The sequence below is a fragment of the Chryseobacterium sp. FW101-FHT12H09 genome, from assembly GCF_058790395.1.
This window is the reverse complement of record NZ_JBYTCP010000005.1, coordinates 723,874-745,820: the sequence shown is the minus strand read 5'-3', so window position 1 is coordinate 745,820 and position 21,947 is coordinate 723,874. Positions and strand designations below refer to the sequence as shown.

13 protein-coding genes are annotated in these 21,947 nt (G+C 34.3%); 2 read left to right on the top strand and 11 right to left on the bottom strand.

The features are described from left to right. The first annotated feature begins 584 nt into the window (after window positions 1-584). Together AC3WRL_RS22400 and AC3WRL_RS22395 are read left to right on the top strand one after the other, a co-directional pair. Window positions 585-3,485 carry a SusC/RagA family TonB-linked outer membrane protein gene (locus tag AC3WRL_RS22400; RefSeq protein WP_492331270.1) on the top strand — a complete coding sequence of 967 codons (2,901 nt, stop codon included), beginning with the start codon at window positions 585-587 and terminating at the stop codon, window positions 3,483-3,485. Window positions 3,486-3,499: 14 nt separating this feature from the next. After that, the gene (locus tag AC3WRL_RS22395; protein WP_261510148.1) at window positions 3,500-5,401 is read left to right on the top strand and encodes a SusD/RagB family nutrient-binding outer membrane lipoprotein; all 1,902 of its coding nucleotides are present in this window, start codon (window positions 3,500-3,502) and stop codon (window positions 5,399-5,401) included. A gap of 54 nt (window positions 5,402-5,455) precedes the next feature. Here AC3WRL_RS22395 and AC3WRL_RS22390 read toward each other — a convergent pair whose 3' ends face one another. The 11 genes from AC3WRL_RS22390 to AC3WRL_RS22340 form a co-directional block, all read right to left on the bottom strand. Further along, window positions 5,456-5,917 (bottom strand): hypothetical protein, encoded by a 462-nt coding sequence (locus AC3WRL_RS22390; protein WP_251040619.1) that lies wholly within the window; start codon window positions 5,915-5,917, stop codon window positions 5,456-5,458. A gap of 76 nt (window positions 5,918-5,993) precedes the next feature. Beyond that, entirely contained in the window at window positions 5,994-6,521 is a 528-nt protein-coding gene (locus AC3WRL_RS22385; RefSeq protein WP_214831891.1) for a hypothetical protein, read from the bottom strand. Then, on the bottom strand, window positions 6,518-9,274 hold the full coding sequence (locus tag AC3WRL_RS22380; RefSeq protein WP_492331269.1) for a COG1470 family protein: 2,757 nt from the start codon (window positions 9,272-9,274) through the stop codon (window positions 6,518-6,520). The genes AC3WRL_RS22385 and AC3WRL_RS22380 overlap by 4 nt, the downstream gene beginning before the upstream one ends. Next, window positions 9,267-10,067 (bottom strand): WxL protein host-binding domain-containing protein, encoded by an 801-nt coding sequence (locus AC3WRL_RS22375; RefSeq protein WP_214831886.1) that lies wholly within the window; start codon window positions 10,065-10,067, stop codon window positions 9,267-9,269. The genes AC3WRL_RS22380 and AC3WRL_RS22375 overlap by 8 nt, the downstream gene beginning before the upstream one ends. 99 nt (window positions 10,068-10,166) lie before the next feature. Then, complete coding sequence (locus AC3WRL_RS22370) at window positions 10,167-10,745, bottom strand: hypothetical protein (protein WP_214831884.1); 579 nt, start codon at window positions 10,743-10,745, stop codon at window positions 10,167-10,169. A 263-nt stretch (window positions 10,746-11,008) separates the two neighbouring features. Continuing rightward, on the bottom strand, window positions 11,009-13,354 hold the full coding sequence (locus tag AC3WRL_RS22365; RefSeq protein ID WP_261510140.1) for a phosphocholine-specific phospholipase C: 2,346 nt from the start codon (window positions 13,352-13,354) through the stop codon (window positions 11,009-11,011). 77 nt (window positions 13,355-13,431) lie between these two features. Then, on the bottom strand, window positions 13,432-14,907 hold the full coding sequence (locus AC3WRL_RS22360) for a SusD/RagB family nutrient-binding outer membrane lipoprotein (protein WP_214831873.1): 1,476 nt from the start codon (window positions 14,905-14,907) through the stop codon (window positions 13,432-13,434). Between the two features lie 21 nt (window positions 14,908-14,928). Then, window positions 14,929-18,069, bottom strand: a complete 3,141-nt coding sequence (locus AC3WRL_RS22355) for a SusC/RagA family TonB-linked outer membrane protein (protein WP_492331268.1) — start codon at window positions 18,067-18,069, stop codon at window positions 14,929-14,931. Window positions 18,070-18,256: 187 nt separating this feature from the next. Then, window positions 18,257-19,834: a BamA/TamA family outer membrane protein gene (locus AC3WRL_RS22350; RefSeq protein WP_261510135.1), complete on the bottom strand. Its 1,578-nt coding sequence runs from the start codon at window positions 19,832-19,834 to the stop codon at window positions 18,257-18,259. Window positions 19,835-19,880: 46 nt separating this feature from the next. Continuing rightward, window positions 19,881-20,681: an SDR family oxidoreductase gene (locus AC3WRL_RS22345; protein WP_261510133.1), complete on the bottom strand. Its 801-nt coding sequence runs from the start codon at window positions 20,679-20,681 to the stop codon at window positions 19,881-19,883. Between the two features lie 2 nt (window positions 20,682-20,683). Then, a complete protein-coding gene (locus AC3WRL_RS22340; protein WP_261510131.1) occupies window positions 20,684-21,904 on the bottom strand; it encodes a 3-phosphoshikimate 1-carboxyvinyltransferase in 1,221 nt (406 codons plus the stop codon). Between the last annotated feature and the right edge of the window lie 43 nt (window positions 21,905-21,947).

Sequence of the window (21,947 nt, the reverse complement as noted above, 5' to 3'; positions counted from 1 at the left end):
CTGCGAAAGCGGGAGAGTAGGTCGCCGCCAGTTTTTATTTAAAAGTCTCATACATTAGTTTGTATGAGACTTTTTTTGTTACCTACATCATGTAAAAAGAACCCAGTATCAATGATGAATAATTAATCTCCTCCTCCTCCTCCTACTACTACTACTACTCCTACTACTACTACTACTTTTTAAATAATAGCTTTATCAATAGAGGTGGGCTTTAGCCCACCTTCCATATAAATCAAAATCCACTAGGCTTTAGCCAAAACTTAAAACTCTGCTGGTAAACTTTCAACCCTCAATTTTCAACTATTAACCTTCCATTCTTTCAATAATCAGTACTTTTTAAAACTGGTTTATTCTTCTTAATTTTGATTGACAACTCAACATCAAAAGGTATGGGGAGTTTTTGTTTATTAATTTATATGAATATTTATATTTTGAGCCCTATATTATTTCATATTCAAATTGGTTTTTTTATTGTTATTCTATTCTTTTTATTTGATTATCAGCATCTATTCTTTTAGTTTTTAATATTATTTTGTTAAATAGTATTAAAATATTATGTTTGTGCTACATCACATTTATATAATATGAATAAAACACTATTTAAGATTGGATTACTCCAATCTGTATTCTTTTGTTTCAATGAACTTTGCGCTCAAACTACTGATTCAATTAAAACAACAAAAATTGATGAAGTGGTTGTAACTGCGTATGGAGTAAAGAAAGAGAAAAAGTCTTTAGGATATTCTTTTCAGGATGTTAAAGGGCAAACTTTAGTAGACGCTAAAGAAGCAAATGTAACAAATGCATTAGCAGGTAAAGTTGCAGGGCTTCAGGTTGTAAAAGGAGGATTTGGACCTGCTTCATCATCTAGAATCAATATCAGAGGATTCAATTCTTTTGAAGGAGATAGCCAACCATTAATAGTTGTAGATGGCATTCCCATTAATAATTCTGCTGGAGTAAAAGGGCGGAGTCAGGATGGGGCAAAGAATAACGACTTATGGAATCCTGATACAGATATGGGAAATGGATTGAGTGATATCAATCCTGACGATATTGAAACTATCTCTGTTTTAAAAGGAGGAGCTGCATCTGCTTTATATGGAGCGAGGGCAGGAAATGGAGTTATTTTGATAACAACTAAATCAGGAAAGAAGAAGGGAGGTGTTGGTATTACATATTCTACTAGTTTAGGTTTTGAAAAAATATTTATGAAGCCCGACTTACAGAGTAGTTTTGTCCGTGGAAGTAATGGACTTCCAAATCTCCCAAGTAACCTTGATAATACGGATAGCTGGGGCCCTTCAATAGAAGGAACTGATATGAAGGTTTATGATAACCTCAAAGGTTTTTTTAAGACTGGAACAAATACGCAGCACACTATTAGTTTTCAGGAAAATCTGGGAGAAGGCACAAGTCTATATACGTCTGGAAACTATTTATATGATAATAGCCAGATACCAAACTCAAAATATGAAAGGTGGAATTTCATGGCCAAAATGAACTCCAATTTTGGAGCCCAGAAAAGATGGACTACTGATGTGAAAATTCAGTATATAAGTACCAAAGCTAATAATCGTCCTGGAGGTGGCTTGGATGGGAATAGTTATGGGAACGTTCTATTAATGCCAAGAAACATTGATATAAGAGATTATAAAGAAGGAATGATGCAAAATAATGTTACTCAAAGATGGATAACAAATAATGGAATTAATCCTTATTGGGCGGCTTATAACAAGCTTAATGAGGATAAGAAAGATAGATTTTTGCTAAGTGGATACCTAAAATATCAATTTAATGATTGGCTTAGTGCTGATGTGAGGCTAGGAACAGATTATTATTCTTTAGCAGCCAATGCAAAAACATGGACTGGATCAAGACTAAATAATTCTTACAATACAAGCCAGGAAAGGTTTTATGAAAATAACTACATTACGAGTTTGAATGCAAAAAGAGATAATATTGTTGGTAAATGGGGCGGATCTCTTTCTGTATATGGTCAAATGATGGAGACAAGAACAAATGCTATTTATCTTTCTGCTCCTAATTTAACTTCACCCAATTTTTTTAATATCAATAATTCTGTAGGAAATCCCGATATAAGGGAGGTTATCTTAAATAAAAAGATTAACTCAGTTTTTGCAGCGGCAGAGATTAATTATGATGGATATTGGTTTATTAACGCAACGGCAAGAAATGATTGGTCATCTACTCTCAGCATAGAAAACAGATCCTATTTTTACCCATCTATAAGCACATCATTAGTCGTTACAGATATGCTTACAAAATTGAATGGAACAAAATCTAATATTTTATCTTTTGCCAAAATAAGAGCTTCTTATGCTGTTACAGGAAATTCTCTGGAAGCCTATGAGCTATATAATACTTTCGAAATAAAAAAAGACCCGAATGGAAATGTTACTGCAGATCGAAAGAAGATCCTTTATGATCCAAACTTGAGAAATGAAAAGCTTAAGACCTTTGAGGTTGGTTTAGATCTGCGTTTATTTAATCGTATTTCGTTGGATGTAAGTTACTACAATACAAAAGCAACTGATCAGCTAATCAACTTACCTATGAATCCTCTTTCAGGGTATGAGAAAAAAAAGATCAATGCAGGAGGTTTGCAAAATCAAGGAATTGAAATAGTATTTAATACAGACGTTATCAAGAATCAGAATTTTATTTGGAATACGAGTGTAAACTTTTCACAAATGACCAGTAGAATTAATAAAATTGATGGTGAAGTCATGAAATATTCGCTTGGTGGATTTGATGATATAAGCATATTTGCGGAAGTAGGCAGAAGATATGGAGCAATATATGGTTCAAAATTTAAACGTGTAGAAGATGCCAATAGCCCCTATTATGGTAAATTAATAGTAGATGGGAATGGCGCTCCTCAAAAAGAGACTGGCTTATTTTATTTGGGAAATCAATCTCCTAAAGCTCTATTTGGTTTTACCAATAGTTTTATTTATAAAAACTTTGGACTTTCATTCCAGATAGACGGGAGGATTGGTGGCGATTTTTTTTCTGGAACACAAGCAGCATTACAAAGGAGCGGTCTAGCTGAAAATACGGCGCCAGAAGGGAAACGTGATAATTTTATAGTAGACGGAGTGGTTGTAGATACGAACGGTAACTACATGTCCAATAATAAGGAGATTACACAACAGAATTACTGGGCAGCTGTTACTACTGGAAATTTAGGAATAACGGAACAGAATATTTATGATGCTACTAATATCCGGCTTAGAAATATTCAACTTTCTTATAACTTTCCAAAAGCTTTGTTTGAGAAATTTGTAATTAAAAGTGCTAAAGTAGCTTTCACAGCAAATAATGTTTGGATGATTTACAGTAAGTCAAAGGGCATAGATCCGGAATCAGTATTTGCTATAAGTTCCAATGCAGTTGGCTTTGAAAACTTTGCATTTCCAACCATGAGATCATATTTATTTACCATTACATTAGGATTTTAATAAACATAAAAAAAATGAAAAAATATATAATTCCTGCTCTAGCATCGATTTTTCTTACATTCTGCGGATGTAAAGATTTTGAAGAAATTAATACAGATCCACTATCTGCAAATATTGATCAGGTGCAACCTGAGTACTTTCTGAACAGCTCTATTCTTGGTGCGCAGCAAGATCCTAATATTGCAGAGAGACTTTTTGTATTGTATTGGAAAACTGCGGCGAGACAGCATCTAAGTACTGGTATAGCCGGAGGAACTGATAATGATTCTTGGACAGTAGAATACTGGAAGTATATTTCTCAATGGCTTAATAATGCTAATGCAACAATTCAAATTGCTAATGAGAAAAAAGCGACAGGACAGGGGCTACCCCATTATGACAATCTAATCCAGGTTGCCCGTATTTGGAGAGCCTACTTAATGAGCGAATTTTCAGATAATTTTGGTCCACAGCCTATTCTGGCTTTCCAGGGAACTAATCCCAACTTTAATTCTGAAAAAGAAGTGTATTATTTTATTTTAGATGAATTAAAAGATGCTGTCGCAAAAATGGATCTTAATCAACCCATTCCAGCTGATAATATTTCGAAGTATGATATGGCATATAAACTAAAATGGAACCAATGGGTAAAATATGCCAATTCCTTGCGTATGAGAGTTGCCATGAGAATATCTGAAGTAGAACCCGCTAAAGCAAAGTCAGAATTTGAAGCTGCGATTGCATCCAATAATTTTATAAGTGTAAGTTCCGATAATTTTACGATTGCTGAAAAACCTGGATGGGATGGTTTAACAGGGGTAATGTCTAGAGAGTGGAATTCACAATTGTTATCAAGCACGCTCAATAATTTATATATTGGGTTAGGAGGGATTAATTCGATGGATCAGCTAAGTCAAGATAAACACAGTGCCATAAAAGATGCAGATTATATTGGAATAAAATATGATGAGCAATTTACTAAACTTACCAATGATCCTTCTGCTGGCTATTGGCTGGATGGAATTCCAAATAAGATTGATCCAAGAGCGTTTAAAACATTTTATATTCCAGGAGACTTTACAAATCCTATTTATTCTCTTTATCCTACCTATACAAATGATGCTAAAACAAACTATGGGGATCTTCAATTTACGAATAATACAACCATCACTGTAAACGCTGTAAATACCTGGAATGCATTTGCAATTGGAAACTGGGCTGAGAAAGGCCAAAGAAATGGATTAAGAGGATTAATTGGTCGTGCACCTGCTTTGGGAAAGCAATATAGAGAGAGCACCAACTCAAGAATATTTTTTGCAAGCTGGGAATCTTATTTCTTAATTGCTGAAGCCGCCTTAAAAGGATGGGCTACACCAATGAATGATGAAGCAGCTTATAATAAAGGGATACAAGATAGCTTTATCTATAATAGTGTTTCTCAGTTCTACGGACAATATATTGCTTCTACTGATTACAACAGAGATGGAACTTCCGTTGCTTATGGGCATATTACAGAACCGGGATCAACTCATACGATGAAATATAGAGACCCTGCCAGCAATAATCTTGTTTCAGTTACCATTAATTACCCGGTTAATACTATTTACAAAAACGGAGCTTTTAAAAATGATAAATTAACTAAAATCATTACTCAAAAGTATTTAGCTAATATGCCATGGCTTCCTTTGGAATCATGGAATGACCATAGAAGATTGGGATTGCCATTTTTTGAAAATCCAGCTATTGAAACTCCATTGGTTAATTTACCGGCCATTACAACAGGCAATTTTATGACCAATTCTCTTAAGAATTTCCCACAAAGACTTAGATATCCTAGTAGTTTTAGAAATTCGGATCCAGAAGGTTATCAAAAAGCAGTGCAACTGTTGGGAGCAGAAGATGCTGTACTTACTCCACTCTGGTGGGCAAAACATTAAAAATATAAAATATGCAAAACCTCATTCGATAAGATTGAGGTTTTCATTTTAAGATTAAAGAGAACCTATAGTAAAAACCACCCTACTGCCATAAGCCGCCGCAGGTACTGTTACTGATACACCTGTTAGCTGTAATTGTATAGGAATATTACTATAAGATGCGAGTGCTAGTACTGCTGCAATTCTAAATAATTCTACATCAGTAATTGTTAGAGCCTGATAAGTAGTTCCTCCAGTTATAGTACATAATAAACAAACGGTGGTACCATTTCCTGTTCTTTTAATATTTAGCCCTAAGGAACTGTTCCATGTTGGATTTGCTATGTAATGTACAGATACCTTTGCACTGCCCAGCAGCAAAGGAACACTTGCTGCCAATAGAATTTGATTGGCTGCACTTTCATAACTACCTGCATAATTGCTTCCTGCTTCGGTTATAGATGGAATACTTACTGTCCAGTTACTTCCTCCTACAGTTAATGATTGTCCTTTACAAAAGCCACCTGCCAGTATCAAGAAGAAAATAGATATATTATTTATAAAAGAAATCTTTTTTTTCAAAAAATCATTATTATATTTCATTTCATTCATTTTATTCGGTGATCGTATAGGTGATAACGACTGGTGTATTGGTACGAGCTGATAGGTTGGCATATGTATTAGTCACTAAGGTAATGGTAAGTCTATGACCATTATTAGCTCCATTTCCTGTAAATGCTCCACCAATTCCACTGATTATAGTAATCGGTGTCGTTGTAAGTGTAACCTGAGCCGAAGGAGTTCCCAAAGTGCCGCCGCCTGCACCTGAGGCTGCAGCAGCCTGTAATCTGATATTGATACCAGGAATGACCTGATTAACTGACGCAGTAACTCTTCTTGTAGCGCCTCCTGATGCTATCGCAGAAGTATAATTAATCCATTTGGTTGTATTGACCGCAGGATTTACTATAGATAATCCTGCCTGAGTGGGAGCAACGAAGCTTAAAACAATATTGCCTGTAGGTTCTATATCCAATAAAGTGACAATGGGTAATGTAGTCGCAACATTAATTTGTGAAAACAGTTTACCGGATAGTATACAGAAAATTATAGATAATATGTGGGGAACAACTGATCTCATTTTTGTTTTTTTATTTCATTATAGCCTACTTTAATACTTTCCTGCTGATATTTTACTTCAGTTTGTTGTTTCATAACATTAATGGTTAACTTTTTAGTTTCAGAAGCTTTTAAGGCAAAACGAAAAGTGTCCATTGAAATTTTAAAACGTCTATCCAATCCATTACGATATATCTTTACAGTCCAGTCTCCCGGTCGTAAATAAGTAAAATCGAAATTCTCACCTATAAATCCTATTTTACGATAAGTCTGTTCTCCATTTGATGCTTCTATTATAATGCTTTCCCGCTTCTTTTTTTCCTTTTTAGGTTGAAAATTAGCAAAACTGAATTGATTGCTTTCCTGATTTTCTGTCAATTCAATATGTCCCTGAATGTTTGCGGCAGTCGTCAATCCGAAGTTAAAAATATTCTCCTTATTGGTCAGCAATACCGATGCAGGAATACTAATATCAGCAATGTCGTTTATCCCTGTTGTTGATCGATCTATTTCTATTATGTAATCTCCTGGGGTTACATTTTTAAATATATAATTGCCATTTTTATCAGTCATAGAAAGATAGTTCCCCATCATAAGTCTTATGCCCTCTATTTTTTTTACACCAAGATTACCTATGTTTCCTGATAAAGTAGTGTATTCAGCTGTTTTTTGAACTGGAACATTCAGACGCCAAGTATAGCGAACTGAGAATATAAAATCTTTGTTTCCTAGCTCTCCCCGTTGTAAAGCGTACCGTCCAGAGGCATCTAATTCATGTCCGGGAAAGATCCGTTGATGAACAAGAACTTCAAAAAGATTTCGATCAGTAAAATATTCTTCTGGAATATAATTGTTCTGGTAAAAAATGCTAAGATCAGTTTTTGAAGAAAACCGGCTGATAATACGGGCCCCATAATAAAATTGATCTTGATTTTGTAGCTGATAACGAGAAGTTACAGCATAGCTTCCAAATACATTAAAGGAAGTTTTAAATTTTTCAAAACCTAAATTAAAAGTATAAAAACTGGAATTTCCGCTAAATTCGCTAAGATAATTATCTGTTTTTCCAAATTGCCCTTGAAGGTTTACCTGAAAAATACCAATTTGTTGGTCGATGCTTACCCTGAAAAATCTCTCATAATAATCAAATTGCCTTGGCTCCAAACGATCCTGATATCTTTGATATCCATTATAAAGCATTATAGTACCGGTCTTCATGTATTTGTAGTTGATACCATACTGAAAGAATTTCCTGTAAGGCGCGGCTAAAAATAGAGTATCTCTTTGAAAATTTCTGGCATCCTGTACATAGTTTCCAAATACACTGAGCCTTCTTGATACCTTATACTGCAAATTCCCGTTGAAAGTACTTGTATTTGTGAAATATCCGGAAAATTGAGGACTCGCTCTCATATACATGATATTTCCGTTAAACTTTTCATAGCTAGCCAAAACCTGTACCATGTAAGCAGTACCGTCTGTATTATCTGTTTTGCTGTAGGCCAGTTCTCCGGATACATCCAGATGCTTATCAAGTTTGAATTTCCCTGTTACATAAGGAAGATGAGCATTAGAATCTAATCTGACATCATTTAAACTTAATTTGACGTCTCCGGTTCTTGGTATTTTATATAAATATCCTGCTGTAATTTCTGATTCTTTATTGATTTTAAATTTTGAATAAACATTAAATTCATCTTTAATATCACGGAAGAATCTTGGATGGTTATAAAAGCCACCAATACTTATTTTTTTGAAATTATACTGTAATTCTGCACCACGGCCATATCTGGCAAACTCTGTAAGATAAGATGAAGAATAAGTTTTATCTCCCAAATGAGCAAAGAGATTATCACGTCTGTAATTAATAAAATATTCTTCATATTGGGTAAAAGAGTTAAATTCAACAGGATTCGAAGATACTGCATGGAATTCTAGTATTCCTTTATTTTCTTTATCTAGGGTACCTTTACCATATAATTCTCCTTGAAAACCATCATGATAAATCCCTCTGTTTTTCATTCCTATAAAAGCTAAAGAAGCTGAAACAGGTAACCGGTGATATATATCGTCTTCAGTAGGTTTAACAGAAATAATTTTGGTACTGCTATAAGCGGTTTGATTTTCCTTGGGATTGTCTATTGAATATACAGAAAGATTGAGATTTTGATATTCATTTTTTCCCAGATCAGGATTTGTATTTTTAGTGATGTTAATTATTTTAGTTTCACCGGGTGGTAAAAGTAAGGAAGCTTCATGATCCACAACAGCATTTTTACTTTCAAGTATGAGCTTCTCGGCTACATTACCACTATTTTTTAATAAAAAAGAAGAGGTAATGGTTTCACCTGCTTTTACAAACTCTGGAGAATTTATTGCGGTAAGGGAAAGTTTTCTATTTCCAACAACTTCTATTTCCAGTGTTTTGATGAATTGTTCACCATCACTTTTTTCTGTTCCATATAATCTTACATTATATACTCCTTTTGGAGTTTCAGTTGCAATTCTTAAAGGAACAATGTACACCGCATTTTCTTCCGCAGGGATTGTCAATTCATTTCTATTTAAAATAGGTCTGATATATGGATTGGAAGTTTCGATACGAATATCATAAGTCTTGTTTATTAAAGTTTTATTTTCTAAAGTAAACGAAACAGAAGTAGCCGTTCCCGGAAGTAGACTATCTTTTTTGCTGACAAATTCTTTAGGTTGTTTTTGAGAAAAAGTAAGTACTGGGAGGAGTATGAAGAGATATAAAGCCCAAATTTTAATCATTTTTTACTTCTAGTTCCACATTGAGGGCGAAAGCATTTTCGTCTTCATCTGTTGCGATGACGACGGCATTATATTTATCAGGTGGAACTTTACTGATATCAATGTAAAAGGATTTCGATGTGCTTGGTAATAATCCCATCGCCTGGCTTGAGAAATTGCCTATTTTTTGTCCATTTTTTCTATTATATATCTCAATAGATGCTGTTGGTTTGCAATAAATTTTCCCTTTATTAGCAATTGCAATTTTTAATAATTGTTTACCTTCTTCCTTATCAATTTTCACTGTTTCGAATTTAAGGTCAGGTCTTAACTTCTCAGAATCATAATCGGTAATCACCTGAATGGCATATCGAACAATAGACGTTATATTGACTCCTGCACTATTATTACTTGGTTTTATATCATCTACTGGTTCTACGATGATGACACTCCAGTAGCTGCCAGCCTCGGAAATTTTGTCAGGTACAGTAATCTCATAATATACCTCTGTTTTTTCTTTGGCTTTTAGACTAAGGTAATTCGTATTAAGTTTGATCCAATCCGAATTGGTCTTCTCATTCGTATGGGGTGCAGTATAACTTATAGTTCCATTTGCCTGATAGGTAAAATCCTGTAAGAATATTTTTATGTTCTGAGGTTTATTATCTGTATTTTCTATTGCAATTTTTCCTTTATAAACCTGCCCGTTTTCTACTTTATAGTTATGAGTAAGACCATTAAGAATTACAATACTCGCGTGTAAAAATACAAGTGGTAAAAGAAGATATGTAAAAATGAAAATACGCTTTATCATAATTATGTAAAGTTTGAGATTAAAACACGGCAACAAAATAGTAAGAAGAAATAATCTGTATGATCTCTTCTTACTAAAATTATATAAGATTTTTAGCTTCTAATTATCCGAAATGGTATAGGTCACTGTAGCGACAGCCGTAGCTGTTGCTTGAAGATCAGCATAATTTGCAACTCCACCAGGACCACTTCCGGCTGCTAAAGCATAGGTGAGATTATGTCCGTTGTTAGCTCCATCTCCTGTATACGCACTGCCAATGCCTGAAATAATTGTTTGATCTGCTGCACTCAAAGTTAATTGCGCTGATGGTGTCCCTAATGTTCCGGCACCTGCTCCTGCAGCAGCCGCAGCTGTAACATGGATGTCTATTCCTGGAATTACGGCATTTAATTTTACAGAAACATTACGGGTAGCATCTGCAACTGATTTAATTGAGGAATAGTTTAACCAAAGTGTATTATTTGAAGTGGCCGGAATGATTGGTAACCCTGCTTCTGTTGGAGCCGTAAAACCTAAAGTAATGTTTTTTGTAGCTGCAGGCTCAATATCTACTAGCGCAACTTCGGGAATCGTAACCGAGATGGTGTGATTGTCAGTGTTAGTGTCTTGTGCACTTAAATTAGCCGAAATTGCAAGGGCAATTAAAGCAAGTGATAATGTAAACTTAAATTTTTTCATGATAGTTAGTTATAGTTAATTTTAAGTGAAGTTAGTGAAATTAAGATAAACAATGAAAATTTTAATTTTTTAATAATTACAGCAATTTACTTTCCAGTATGCGTTGCATAGTATATATTTACTCACATAGCTTGGATTTAATATTTTAATGGCATCAAGAATAATGCCTAAATTTTTATTATTTGATCTATGTAAGAACGAAAATTATTTGGTAGCCACAAAAAAGCCTTACACAAATAAGGTAAGGCTTAAGTTTTATATTATTACATCCAATGAGGATCAGAGATCGATGTTTTTCCTGTTTCTATTCTGCCCGAAAATTGCCAGATATGATCATTTTCGGTTATTTTCAAGTCATACCAGCCTTTATTTTTATTAAGATTTATGATGATCGTTTCCTGAGCTTTGTTTAAAGTAATTTTTCTTTGATTCTTCTCGTACATATCATTTATTATAACAGAAATACTTTCTTTTATATGTTTTTTGAAAAGTAACTGAACTTCATTATTCCTCGTATCATTTAATAAATGTATTTCAAATCCAGGTTGTTGATCTCCTTTAAAATTTCTATAAAAACCATTTGGACCAAAAACTTCGTAATTATAGTGATCCAGATTTAAAGAATGTGATAATTCCTGTTTTGAATAAAGAGCATATGAAAAGTAATAGCTTTCACTATCTAGTTTTGATCTGTCATAGATCAATAAAGGAATTCCGGTTTCCCTCAAGTTCTGCATTTTAATTTGATCACCATCTAGATTAACAATAAAGTTGTACGGTAATGCATTGGAAGGTCTTGTTCCTCTTTCCTGAATTTCCAATAAACTGCTGTTAAGCTCATTTTCTGAATGCCACTTCAAATTTGGAACAGGTTTGTTTTTGGCCGCATTGATGGTTTTTGCATATTCTTTTTGATTTAAATAATCCATCTGTGGTGCTTTAATATTTGAAGAATTAAAAGCTGAAGTTAAATCTCCACAAATTGCCCGCCTCCAATCACTAATGTTTTCTACTGTGGCATTTTTATTTAATTTTTTATTAATAAATTTTTCCAGAAACTGTAAGACAGAAGTATGGTCTGAAACTTCTGAGTTTACAAATCCCCCTTTCGTCCATGGAGATGCAATGATCATAGGAACTCTATAACCCAGACCAACTGTTCCTTCAATACGCTCATGGTCTTTTAATTTACGGTCAGCCATGTAGTCTTGATTTTTGTTGACATAATCTACCCCTTCTTTTCCATTCATATCGACAGGTTGACTTGGATTTAATGGTGGAGCAAAAGGTAAAACATGATCAAAATATCCATCATTTTCGTCATAATTGATAATAAAAATGGTTTTCTTCCACGTTTCAGGATCCTTGGTAAGAATATTTAAAACTTCTGAAATATACCACGCTCCATACCATGGTGATCCGGGATGATCGGAAAAATGTTCTGGAGCTACAAGCCATGAAACTAGTGGCAGTTTTTTCTCCTCAACATCTTTGCGGAACTGAAATAGTACATCTCCTTTTGGTACTACCAATCTTTCACCATGTTCATCATTTCCAATTTCTAAATTCCAAAAATTGGGATCTCCGGAATTGGTTGTAAATGCTTTTTCATGGAGGTTTTTTTCTTTTTGAGATAATTTTGAATAATTATCCGGATGATATTTAACCAGATCTTCCTGAAGCTCTGTGATCAGATCTTCTAATCTTTCTTTATGGCTGGGATTCTTTTCAATTTCCTGCTTCAGATAATTAATAACATTTGGAATATTTTTATAATATCCTTCGGAAAACTTTACATTAAATGCTGAAAACCATTCTATAGGATTATCTGTAAAATTACTCAGCCATGCTTCCTGTTCTCCGGACATTCCTTTTGGCAGACTGATTTCATTCTGATATATTTTCCATGAAACATTTTGTTCTTCTAATATTTCCGGAAAACTTTTCCATCTTGCCTGATGGTTTTTATCATAATCTATATTTTCATTATAGACATTAGCTTTTACTTTACCATTTTGCTGCTCTCTAAGAGTTCCCGACCAATGAAAAAGTCTGTTCGGAGTAGTACCCGTAAGGGAAGAACAGAAATATTGATCAAATATCGTAAACGCATCTGCCAACTGATAATAAAACGGGAGATCCTCACGATTATAATATCCCAAAGTAAGTGGGATATTTTTATAATCTTTATTTCCTGAAGCTTTTGATTGTAACCATTGGTCATATTTTCCTTTATTAAAAGCCTTTTGTTGATCCGACCACGAATGTGGCAGTGAGCTCATCCATGTAGATTTTGTGTTTCTTAGATCCAAGCGGGCAGGGGAAGCATATTTTCCATCATTACCCTTCTGAAAGAAAACAGAATGTCCATCCTGTTTTACGAAAGCTTTTTTATCAAGAAATCCCCTTACACCCTTTAATGAACCAAAAGCATGGTCAAATGAACGATTTTCCTGCATCAAAATAACGACATGTTCGGCATCATAAAATGTAGATAAAGCAGCAGGTTCAATAGCTAATGCTTTTAAAATTGAAGGATGTAAAACACTTGAAGTTCCAAGACCTGCTAATAAAAGCCCTGACTTTGCTAAAAATTCTTTTCTGTTCATGTTGAATTATAATAAGAAAGAAACCGCAAGATAATATTTCCTGCGATTTCTTTTATGTAGATTAAAATGTTAAATTGTTATTGTAACCACCATGGTTTAGAATTGATATTATCAGTTCCTCCATATTGTGCGGCCAGTGCAGCTTTCAGATTTACACTGTTGTAATTGTACTCTGTCTGTGGGTATCTGAATCGTAAAGGCGCAGAAACTCCGGTTTGTAAAGGATAATTAGGAAAACCAGTTCTCAGATAATCATAATAAGATGTCCATTGTGACTGATGAAACATCGTCATGTATTTCTGAGTCATAATTTTTTCCAGTTGACTGGCTAACGAAGCTGAATTATCATAAGAAACTAAAGAAGTCGTTAAATAATTATTTACATTAAAACCTGCAAAATAAAGATTCGGATTCTTTACATAGGTTTGGTAGAAACTAAAACTACCTTTGATAGCATTTTCATAGTGAGTTTTTGCAGATCCTGAAATCCATCCTCTTGCTGTAGCTTCTGCTAAAATGAATTCTAATTCAGGATAGCTTAATACCGAAGAAGGTTCGTTTGTTGGATCTTTATAGAAACGGTCATTGATCTTAGAAATATTTTTCGCAGCAACCAATGCGGCATTATCAGAATAAGGTGAGGTAGGATTTCCACCATTGTATCCTGTAAAATCGGTAACCGGTTTTCCTGCTTCCTTAGCTGACGTAGTTTGAGCTGCGAAAGTGAACAAACGGGGATCTTGTCTGGTTTTAAAAAGATTAATAAAATAATCTGCCATATACAAACTTGAACCATAACCACTGTTATTGAACATGGTATATCTGCTGTCAGCAACGTCTGCAAACTTTAACTCCCCATTATCAGCAATGGAAGACATTAATGGCTGGCTTCCTGCAATCGAGGCGAATTCTGTTGCAATCGTATAGTTTCCAACGCTTGTCTTTTTTGAAAGTGTAATTAAAATTTTCAATCGGAAAGAATTGATTAATTTCTTCCATTTCATTGCATCACCGTTATAAATAATATCACCTTCTATCTTATCAGTGGTATTAATAAGATCATTCGCTTCTTTCAACTCTGTTAAAATCCCTGACATTACGGATTCCTGACTGTCATATTTAGGCTGGGTAATTCCTGATTCTCCTTTTACTGCCTCAGAATAAGGAATACTTCCGGATTTTAAGCTTAGATTAAAAAAATAATAGGCTCTTAAAAACTTACCTATAGCGATATAATTTTTATTATTGATCCTTTCCGCTTCCTGCATCATTTTTACGGTATTCAGAAGACCACCCGTATAGGCTTCGAAAGAAGAATCATTCCATTTCATATATTGATATGAATTTTCACCATCGATTCCGATCAACATTCTTGATGCATACATATTATCTCCGTTTACCTGAAAAGCCGATTTTGAAACATAGGTTAAAAGAGATTTAGGATCAATAGTAGCCTGATCGTTTGGGTTTTCGTTGATCTTATCAAGATTTGATTCACACGAAGTAAGTGCAAAAGCTCCTATAACAACTAGTGATTTTATAATATTTTTCATTTTGACTGAAATGTTATTTAATTAAAATTTAAGATTGAATCCAATTCCAAACCATCTGCTTGAAGGATCCTGAATGTCATTTCCTGTTTTTACCTGGAAGTCCGGATCAGAGTAGAGGTTTTTTGATTTTTTCCACATGGCAAGATTATAGGCTGATACATTTACAGTAAAATTCCTTACAAATCCTTTTGGATTTAACAAAGAAGAGAAATCATATTCCAGAACTACTGATCTTAATTTTATAAAAGTCCTGTCAAAAACATTGGCAAATTCTTCACTTTCATCTTCTGTTACCCTTGCCTGATAAGGGTAGTTTTGTGCCCAGTCCTGGAAACTGATAGGTTTTGTATGCGGAGTGTAAGTACCGGTAGCAGCATTATAATTTACGCCATCCGGTACAAAATAATAAGTACCCGGATTAGCATATTCCTCATCTCTGTATGCCACAGAATTAGGATGTTTTCCTCCCCACCACATTTTTTCCACAACCTGAGATCTCATTACTCCCCCAATACTTCCATCGATGCCAATGTTTAAGCTCAACTTTTTGTATTTGAATGTATTATTAAATCCAAAAGTCCAGTCTGGGTTGAAATGTCCAAGATTAGTAGGAGTGTTCGCTTTTGTTGGCATTCCGGTTTCTGCATTCAGAATTACTTTTCCATCCGGCGATTTTTGCCACGTATAATCATAATAACTATCCATTCTTTCGCCTAGCTTAATGTTGTTGTAATTAGGCATGTTTTCATAGATAGATGTTAGTTTCTGTTCGTACTTACTCCAGTTGATCAGTGATTTCCACATAAAGTCTTTCGTCTTTACTGGAACCAGCCCTAAGGAAATCTCAACACCCTTTGTGGTATATTCGTTACCATTTACATATTGAGACTTAAAGCCTGAAGATTCTGCACTTGGAAACTGAAGGATATTATTATAATCTAATGTTCTGAAATAAGTAGCATCCAATGTTACTCTGTTCTTAAACAAACCTGCACTTAAACCTAGTTCATAAGATTTGGTCTGTTCCGGCTTCAGAGAGTTTTCATAATTTAAGGTTGTTGGATAATAATTGGTAGGATTTCCATTGAAAGTAATACCATCATTATTTAAATAATAATTTCTGATCGAGTAAGGCTGAAAGTCATAAGCCACTTTCGCCCATGAAGCAGATAGCTTCAACAGGTTAATAGATTCAGGCATTTTAACGAGATTCGATATAACGGCACTTAATGAAGCTGAAGGATAGAAATAAGACCTGTTAGCTTTTGGCAATGTAGAAGACCAGTCGTTACGTCCGGACACATTAATGAAGAATGCATTGTATAAGCCAATATCTATGGTACTGTACGCACTGTAAATTAGCTTTTCCTTAAGATAGTCATAGTATTTTACCGCTCCCACAGAATTGTCTAGTGTGTATTGTTCAGGAATTTTTAATCCATCTGTTGAAGCATTATCTACATCGTTCTTATAGTAAAATGTTGAAGCTCCGGCATTAATTGTAAAGTCAAAGTTCTCAGAGATCTTTTTCTTATAAGTGGCTAAAACATCAGAATTTAGATTCCATGTCTTTGTGTCATTCAAAAGATATCCTCCACTTCTTGGTGCACTGTAATTGAAATATGAATAAGGACTTAAGATCTCTTGCGTATTGTGATTTTCAACAATAGATATTTTACCTTTAATAGAGAAATCCTGAGTTGCTTTATATTCTAAACCTGTTTGTGCGTTGATCACATCGGTTCTATTCTTATTTTTGTAATAATTTGCTCCAAACCATGGGTTATTGTACCATGCGTAGTTCCAGTTAGCCTGTGTTCGTCCCTCCTGACCAGTAACCCACATGTGGTTTTTTAAATCTTTTCCGTTTACATCACCTCCCATCCAGATAAGAATGGTATACATATGCCCACTTGGATTGTAATCGTAATTAGGAATGTTTGGGGTAAAAGTTTGATTAAAATTAAACTTCGTATCAAAGATTAGCTTGTCAGTTATATGATTTTCAGAAGAGAAATTTATTCCATAACGTTGTAAATAAGCTTCCGGAATTCTGTCATCATAATTCATGAAATTACCGGAAAGTCTGTAGGTGTCTTTATTATTTTTATAACTAATAGAAAAGCTATTGTTATTGATAACTGCTGGTTTTAAAAAAGTATTTAAGTTATCATGATATTCCCAATCGATAGGAACTCTTTCATATCTTGATTTATCATTGTACTGGCTTCCTGCTACAGTGCCATACCATGGAATAACCTGCCCTGTTGTTTTATCTCTAATTGGACTATTCCATTGTGCTATTTGTAATCCTGGAACAAATTTAGGTCCCCAGATCATATCACCATCATTTACACCTCCATCTGCACCATCCCAGAATTCATATTTTCCATGAGAACCGTTTCCGTATTGAGTCTGAGTCTTTGGAAGGTTGGTGAAACCAGCTGTAATCATAGTGTTTTGTGAAAACTCTACTGTAAAACCTTTCTTTTTCGCACTCTTTGTCGTGATCAAAACAGCACCATATCTTCCTCGTGATCCATATAATGCGGCAGCTGTTGCACCTTTCAATACGTTGATGTTATCGATATTGTTTGGATCAAGATTTTGGAAAACTTCTTTTTCTACGATAACACCATCGATGACAAATACCAAATTAGAATTACCTCTCAAAGTGAATTCAGGAGCCTGCTGCATTCCGGTAGGGTTTGAAACATTTAATCCGGCAACCTGTCCGGAAAATAAGTTTCCTATACTTGGTGTTGTAATAGATTCAAATTGTTTTGTTCCTATTTCCTGAGTAGAATACCCGATTTTTTCTTTCTTTTTCGCAATACCTAAAGCTGTAATAACAACACCTTCAATCTGTTTTTCATTTACTTTTTTTAGAACAATCGAATATTGTCTTCTGGAAGATACCTCTATACTATAAGAAGAGTATTCCGGAGAGAAGAACTCAAGGATATCTTTAGGATTTGCAGTAATTGTAAAATTACCATTTTCATCAGTTATAGCTGATTTTCCAGTGTTTTTGTCAGTAATATTTACACCTGAAACACTAGTGCCGTTTTCGGATTTTACATTTCCGGAAATATTAATTTCCTGGGCAGTTAAATAAAGGGGGAGTAAAAAAATCGCAAAAGTAGCTAAAGTCTTCTTCATTTTTTTGAGGACAAATTTAGCCGTGTAGTGTTACCAGGGTTTTAATGATATATTAAGATAAAAATACGATTTCACCTTTTCGGATAAAATAAATTAATATAATTATAAAGCTTAAAAAGCTGTTTATATCACTTTTTTTACTTTATTTTAAAAGACAGATATGGGTAGGAATAAAAGGAGTTTCTCTCTAAAATCTACTTAAGATCCCCCAGTGAATTTTAATGTCATTAAACTTGAATGGATTTCCAAATTCATTACCGTTCGAAATCTGGAAGCTCATTAAGCCAATTGGAATAAAGAAGTTAAATCCGAGCCCGACACTGTAGAGCTTGGGTTTTACACTTAGAGATTTATTGTTGAGCTGCCCATATTGTCCAAAGAAATCAAAAAATGCCTGATTTCCTATCAGATATCGGTATTCTAAACCAGCGTAATAATAAAAGTCGGCGGCGAGGGATTTTTCATTAAATCCCCGCATTGAGTTCCAGCCTCCAAAACGATATAATTCATTGGCAGAAAATTCAATCTTCGAATCCATCATGGCTCCTTCTGCCTTTATATTGAGGAAGTGGTTGCCTGAAATATGGTAATTATGCTCTCCAAAGAAATAGAACTGGTTTTGATTGGCCTTGATGTTATCTTTCGTATATGTAGTGGTAAGAAAGTCATACCCGGCATTTATTTTTGTTTTATAAAGAAAAAGGTCAATATCAGTAGGTTCTGTCATATCAAGCCAGACTCCAATCCCTTTTTTGTTGTAATCTTTACCCTGAACATATAAAGTATCGATAATACTTGACGTTTCAAAAGTTCCTCTCAGACCTACTTTATATCGGTTATTAATATGGTAATAAAGTGCAGGAAGTAGTTTTACATTAGCGAATGTAGAATCTTGTCTGAAGATATTCACTTTCATGTTTAAACCCACATTTGATTTAAAAAGATAAGGGACGTCGGTCTGTAGATCAAAGGTTTGTCCTTTATCAGGATTTCGCTGCCAATATAAATTGATCGCCTCAAAACCATTGAACATATTCCTGAAACTTACATTCAATGTTCCGTTTAAAGTAAATTTGTCTGTCTTATCATTTCCAAAACCAATAACTCCATCAAAAGTATTGGTTTTTTTCTTTTCCATAAAAAGATAAATCTGTGTGGAATCTTTTGTAAAAAGGGTCTGAGGAGGTCGTTCTAACGTGACAAAAGGGTGGCTTTGAAAGTTTTTGTTGATGGCGATCAGATTCTTGTCGTCATAAGTTTTTCCTTTGAAGTCCTTTTCAAGATTTTTTATAAATCTTTTTGGAACCCTTTCATAGCCTTTTACCACAAAACCATTTATGGTTCTTTTATCATTTTTATTGATCTCCAGCTCTACAATAGGGTAGCCATCCTTCTGGCCTTTGTATTTGGACTTGATCCTACTAAATGAATAGCCATCATCAATATATCTTTTGTTAATGTTTTTCTTTGTTGAATCTAAATTCTTAGTGAAGAATTCTTTTTTAATTTTCAATTTTCCAACAATAGAATCAGAGAGATTAACGTAGGTCTCATTAAAATTTTTGCCTTTATCATAAAAGATCTCTGTGCTGTCGCCTTTTATTTTGACATCTTTTAATTGGGTGAAGAAATAATTGCTTTGTGCCAGCGAATCAAGAAACTTTGCTGCAGAAGCAGAATCTTTTACTTTTTTCGTTTGTTTAGTTTGTACATCAGTAAGCCAATACATCTTCTTTTGCGCCTGAACAAGAACGCAAAACAGCACGAAAAATATTTTAAGTAAAAGCTTCAAACTCTTTTAAAAACTGAAACTAATCCAGTTTATTGTATTTTTTCATTAGATTTTCATAAGTTCCCTGTGGAAGTATCCATTTCAAAGGAACTCCTATCTTTTGTCCGAATTTACCAAAATAATAATGAGCTTTCCATTTATTTTTACTTAAAAGATTTTCAATATATTCTGCAACTTCCAGAGGCTCGGTTCCATCACCCACATGAGAATTCATTAAAGCATATACTTTGTCAAAGACATTTTTATAGGGTTCAGAAACTTTGGTTCTCACTCTATTTTCTGCAATACTTGTTTTAATATCTCCTAAATGAAGTGAACAAACATCAATATTCCATGGGTATACTTCGTAACGCATTGCTTCAGTTACTTTGTCCAATGCTGATTTTGAAGCCGAATAAAATCCACGGAATGGTAAGCCCATTTCACTTCCGATACTGGAAATGTTGATGATCTTTCCGAATCTATGTTCACGCATGTTAGGCATGACAGCGCTCATCATCTGAACAGAGCCTACCAGATTCAGATTGAATAATTTCAAAATATCTTCCTTGGATGAATCTTCAACAGAACCTACCATTCCCATTCCTGCATTATTGATCAGGATATCAATTTTTGTTTCTGTTTTTAAAACTTCTCCAATAGCATTTTGAACGGCATCATTATCAGTGATATCTGTAGGAATAGATTTGAAATGTTGACTTTCCGTATGTTTTCTGCTTAAACCATATACCTTGTGACCTTTCTTTCCGAAATATTCAGCAAGAACGAAACCTATTCCCGATGAGGTTCCTGTGATGATTATAGTTTTATGTTGTGACATTATTAGTTTTTAATTAAAATAGTATTTAGATCTTCCCAAAACTTAGGATATGATTTTTCGACAACATCTTCCTCTTCGATATTCAATTCTTTAATCAGGCAGAATGGAGCAAAACTCATCGCCATTCTATGATCCTGATAGGTTTTAATGGAAATATTTTCTTCCGGTTCTCCAAAACTGATAGACTTAATCGTTAAATCGGTGATCTCTGTGTCAGTTCCTAATTTTTTAAGTTCATTATATAAAGCCTGAAGTCTATCCGTTTCTTTTACTCTTAACGTTCCAAGTCCTGAAATATCAAAAGGAATTTTTAGTGCCGCTGCTGTTACACAAAGAGTCTGTGCAATATCGGGGCAGTTGTTCATATCCAATTCAATTTTTTCTGGAAATATAAAATTAGGATCAGGCTGTAAGGTGATCTTATGGTCATCTTCTGAGAAGATCGTTTTAATACCAAAAAACTCTTCATAAATTTTTGCAATGGCTGAATCTCCTTGAGTAGATTGTTTGTAGAAACTCTTCAGATGTATTGTTTCTCTTCCCAGTGCACAAATGGAGTAAAAGTATGACGCTGAACTCCAGTCACTTTCCACTTCATAACAGATCACAGAAGATGGATTGGTGAAAGGTTCTACTTTTATGATATTTCCGGTAAAGCTTGCTTTAATTCCGAATTTTGTCAGAATATCCAGAGTCATTTCAATATAAGACCTTGAAGTAATTTCACCGACAAGGTTGATCTCTAATCCATTCTCCAATTTTCCTGCAATAAGCAATAAGGAAGTAATGAACTGGCTTGAAATATTAGCAGGAACATTGACTTTGGACTGAGTAATTTTCTTTCCAGTGATTTTTAAAGGTGGAAAGCCCTCATTTTCCATATATTCAATCTCAGCTCCCAGGTCTTTTAAGGCGCTTACTAAATTTTTGATCGGTCTTTCCTTCATTCTTCCGGAACCGGTAAGAATGGTGTTCTTACCTTCAAAAATTGAAAAGTAAGAAGTAAGGAAACGCATTGCAGTTCCTGCATGGTGAATATCTACTAATTCAGAATTCCCGGATAGTGCCTTACTAAGCATATCCGTATCCTGAGAATTTGAGAGATTTCCGATTTTTATATTATTAAACAAACTTTCCAAAATCAACAAACGATTCGAAATACTTTTCGAACCGCTGATCTGTATTGTTTGGTTTCCTATTAGGTTGAATTTTTCTAACTTCATTGTTTCTTAAGATTTCAGATTTCAGACATCAGAGGCCAGACAG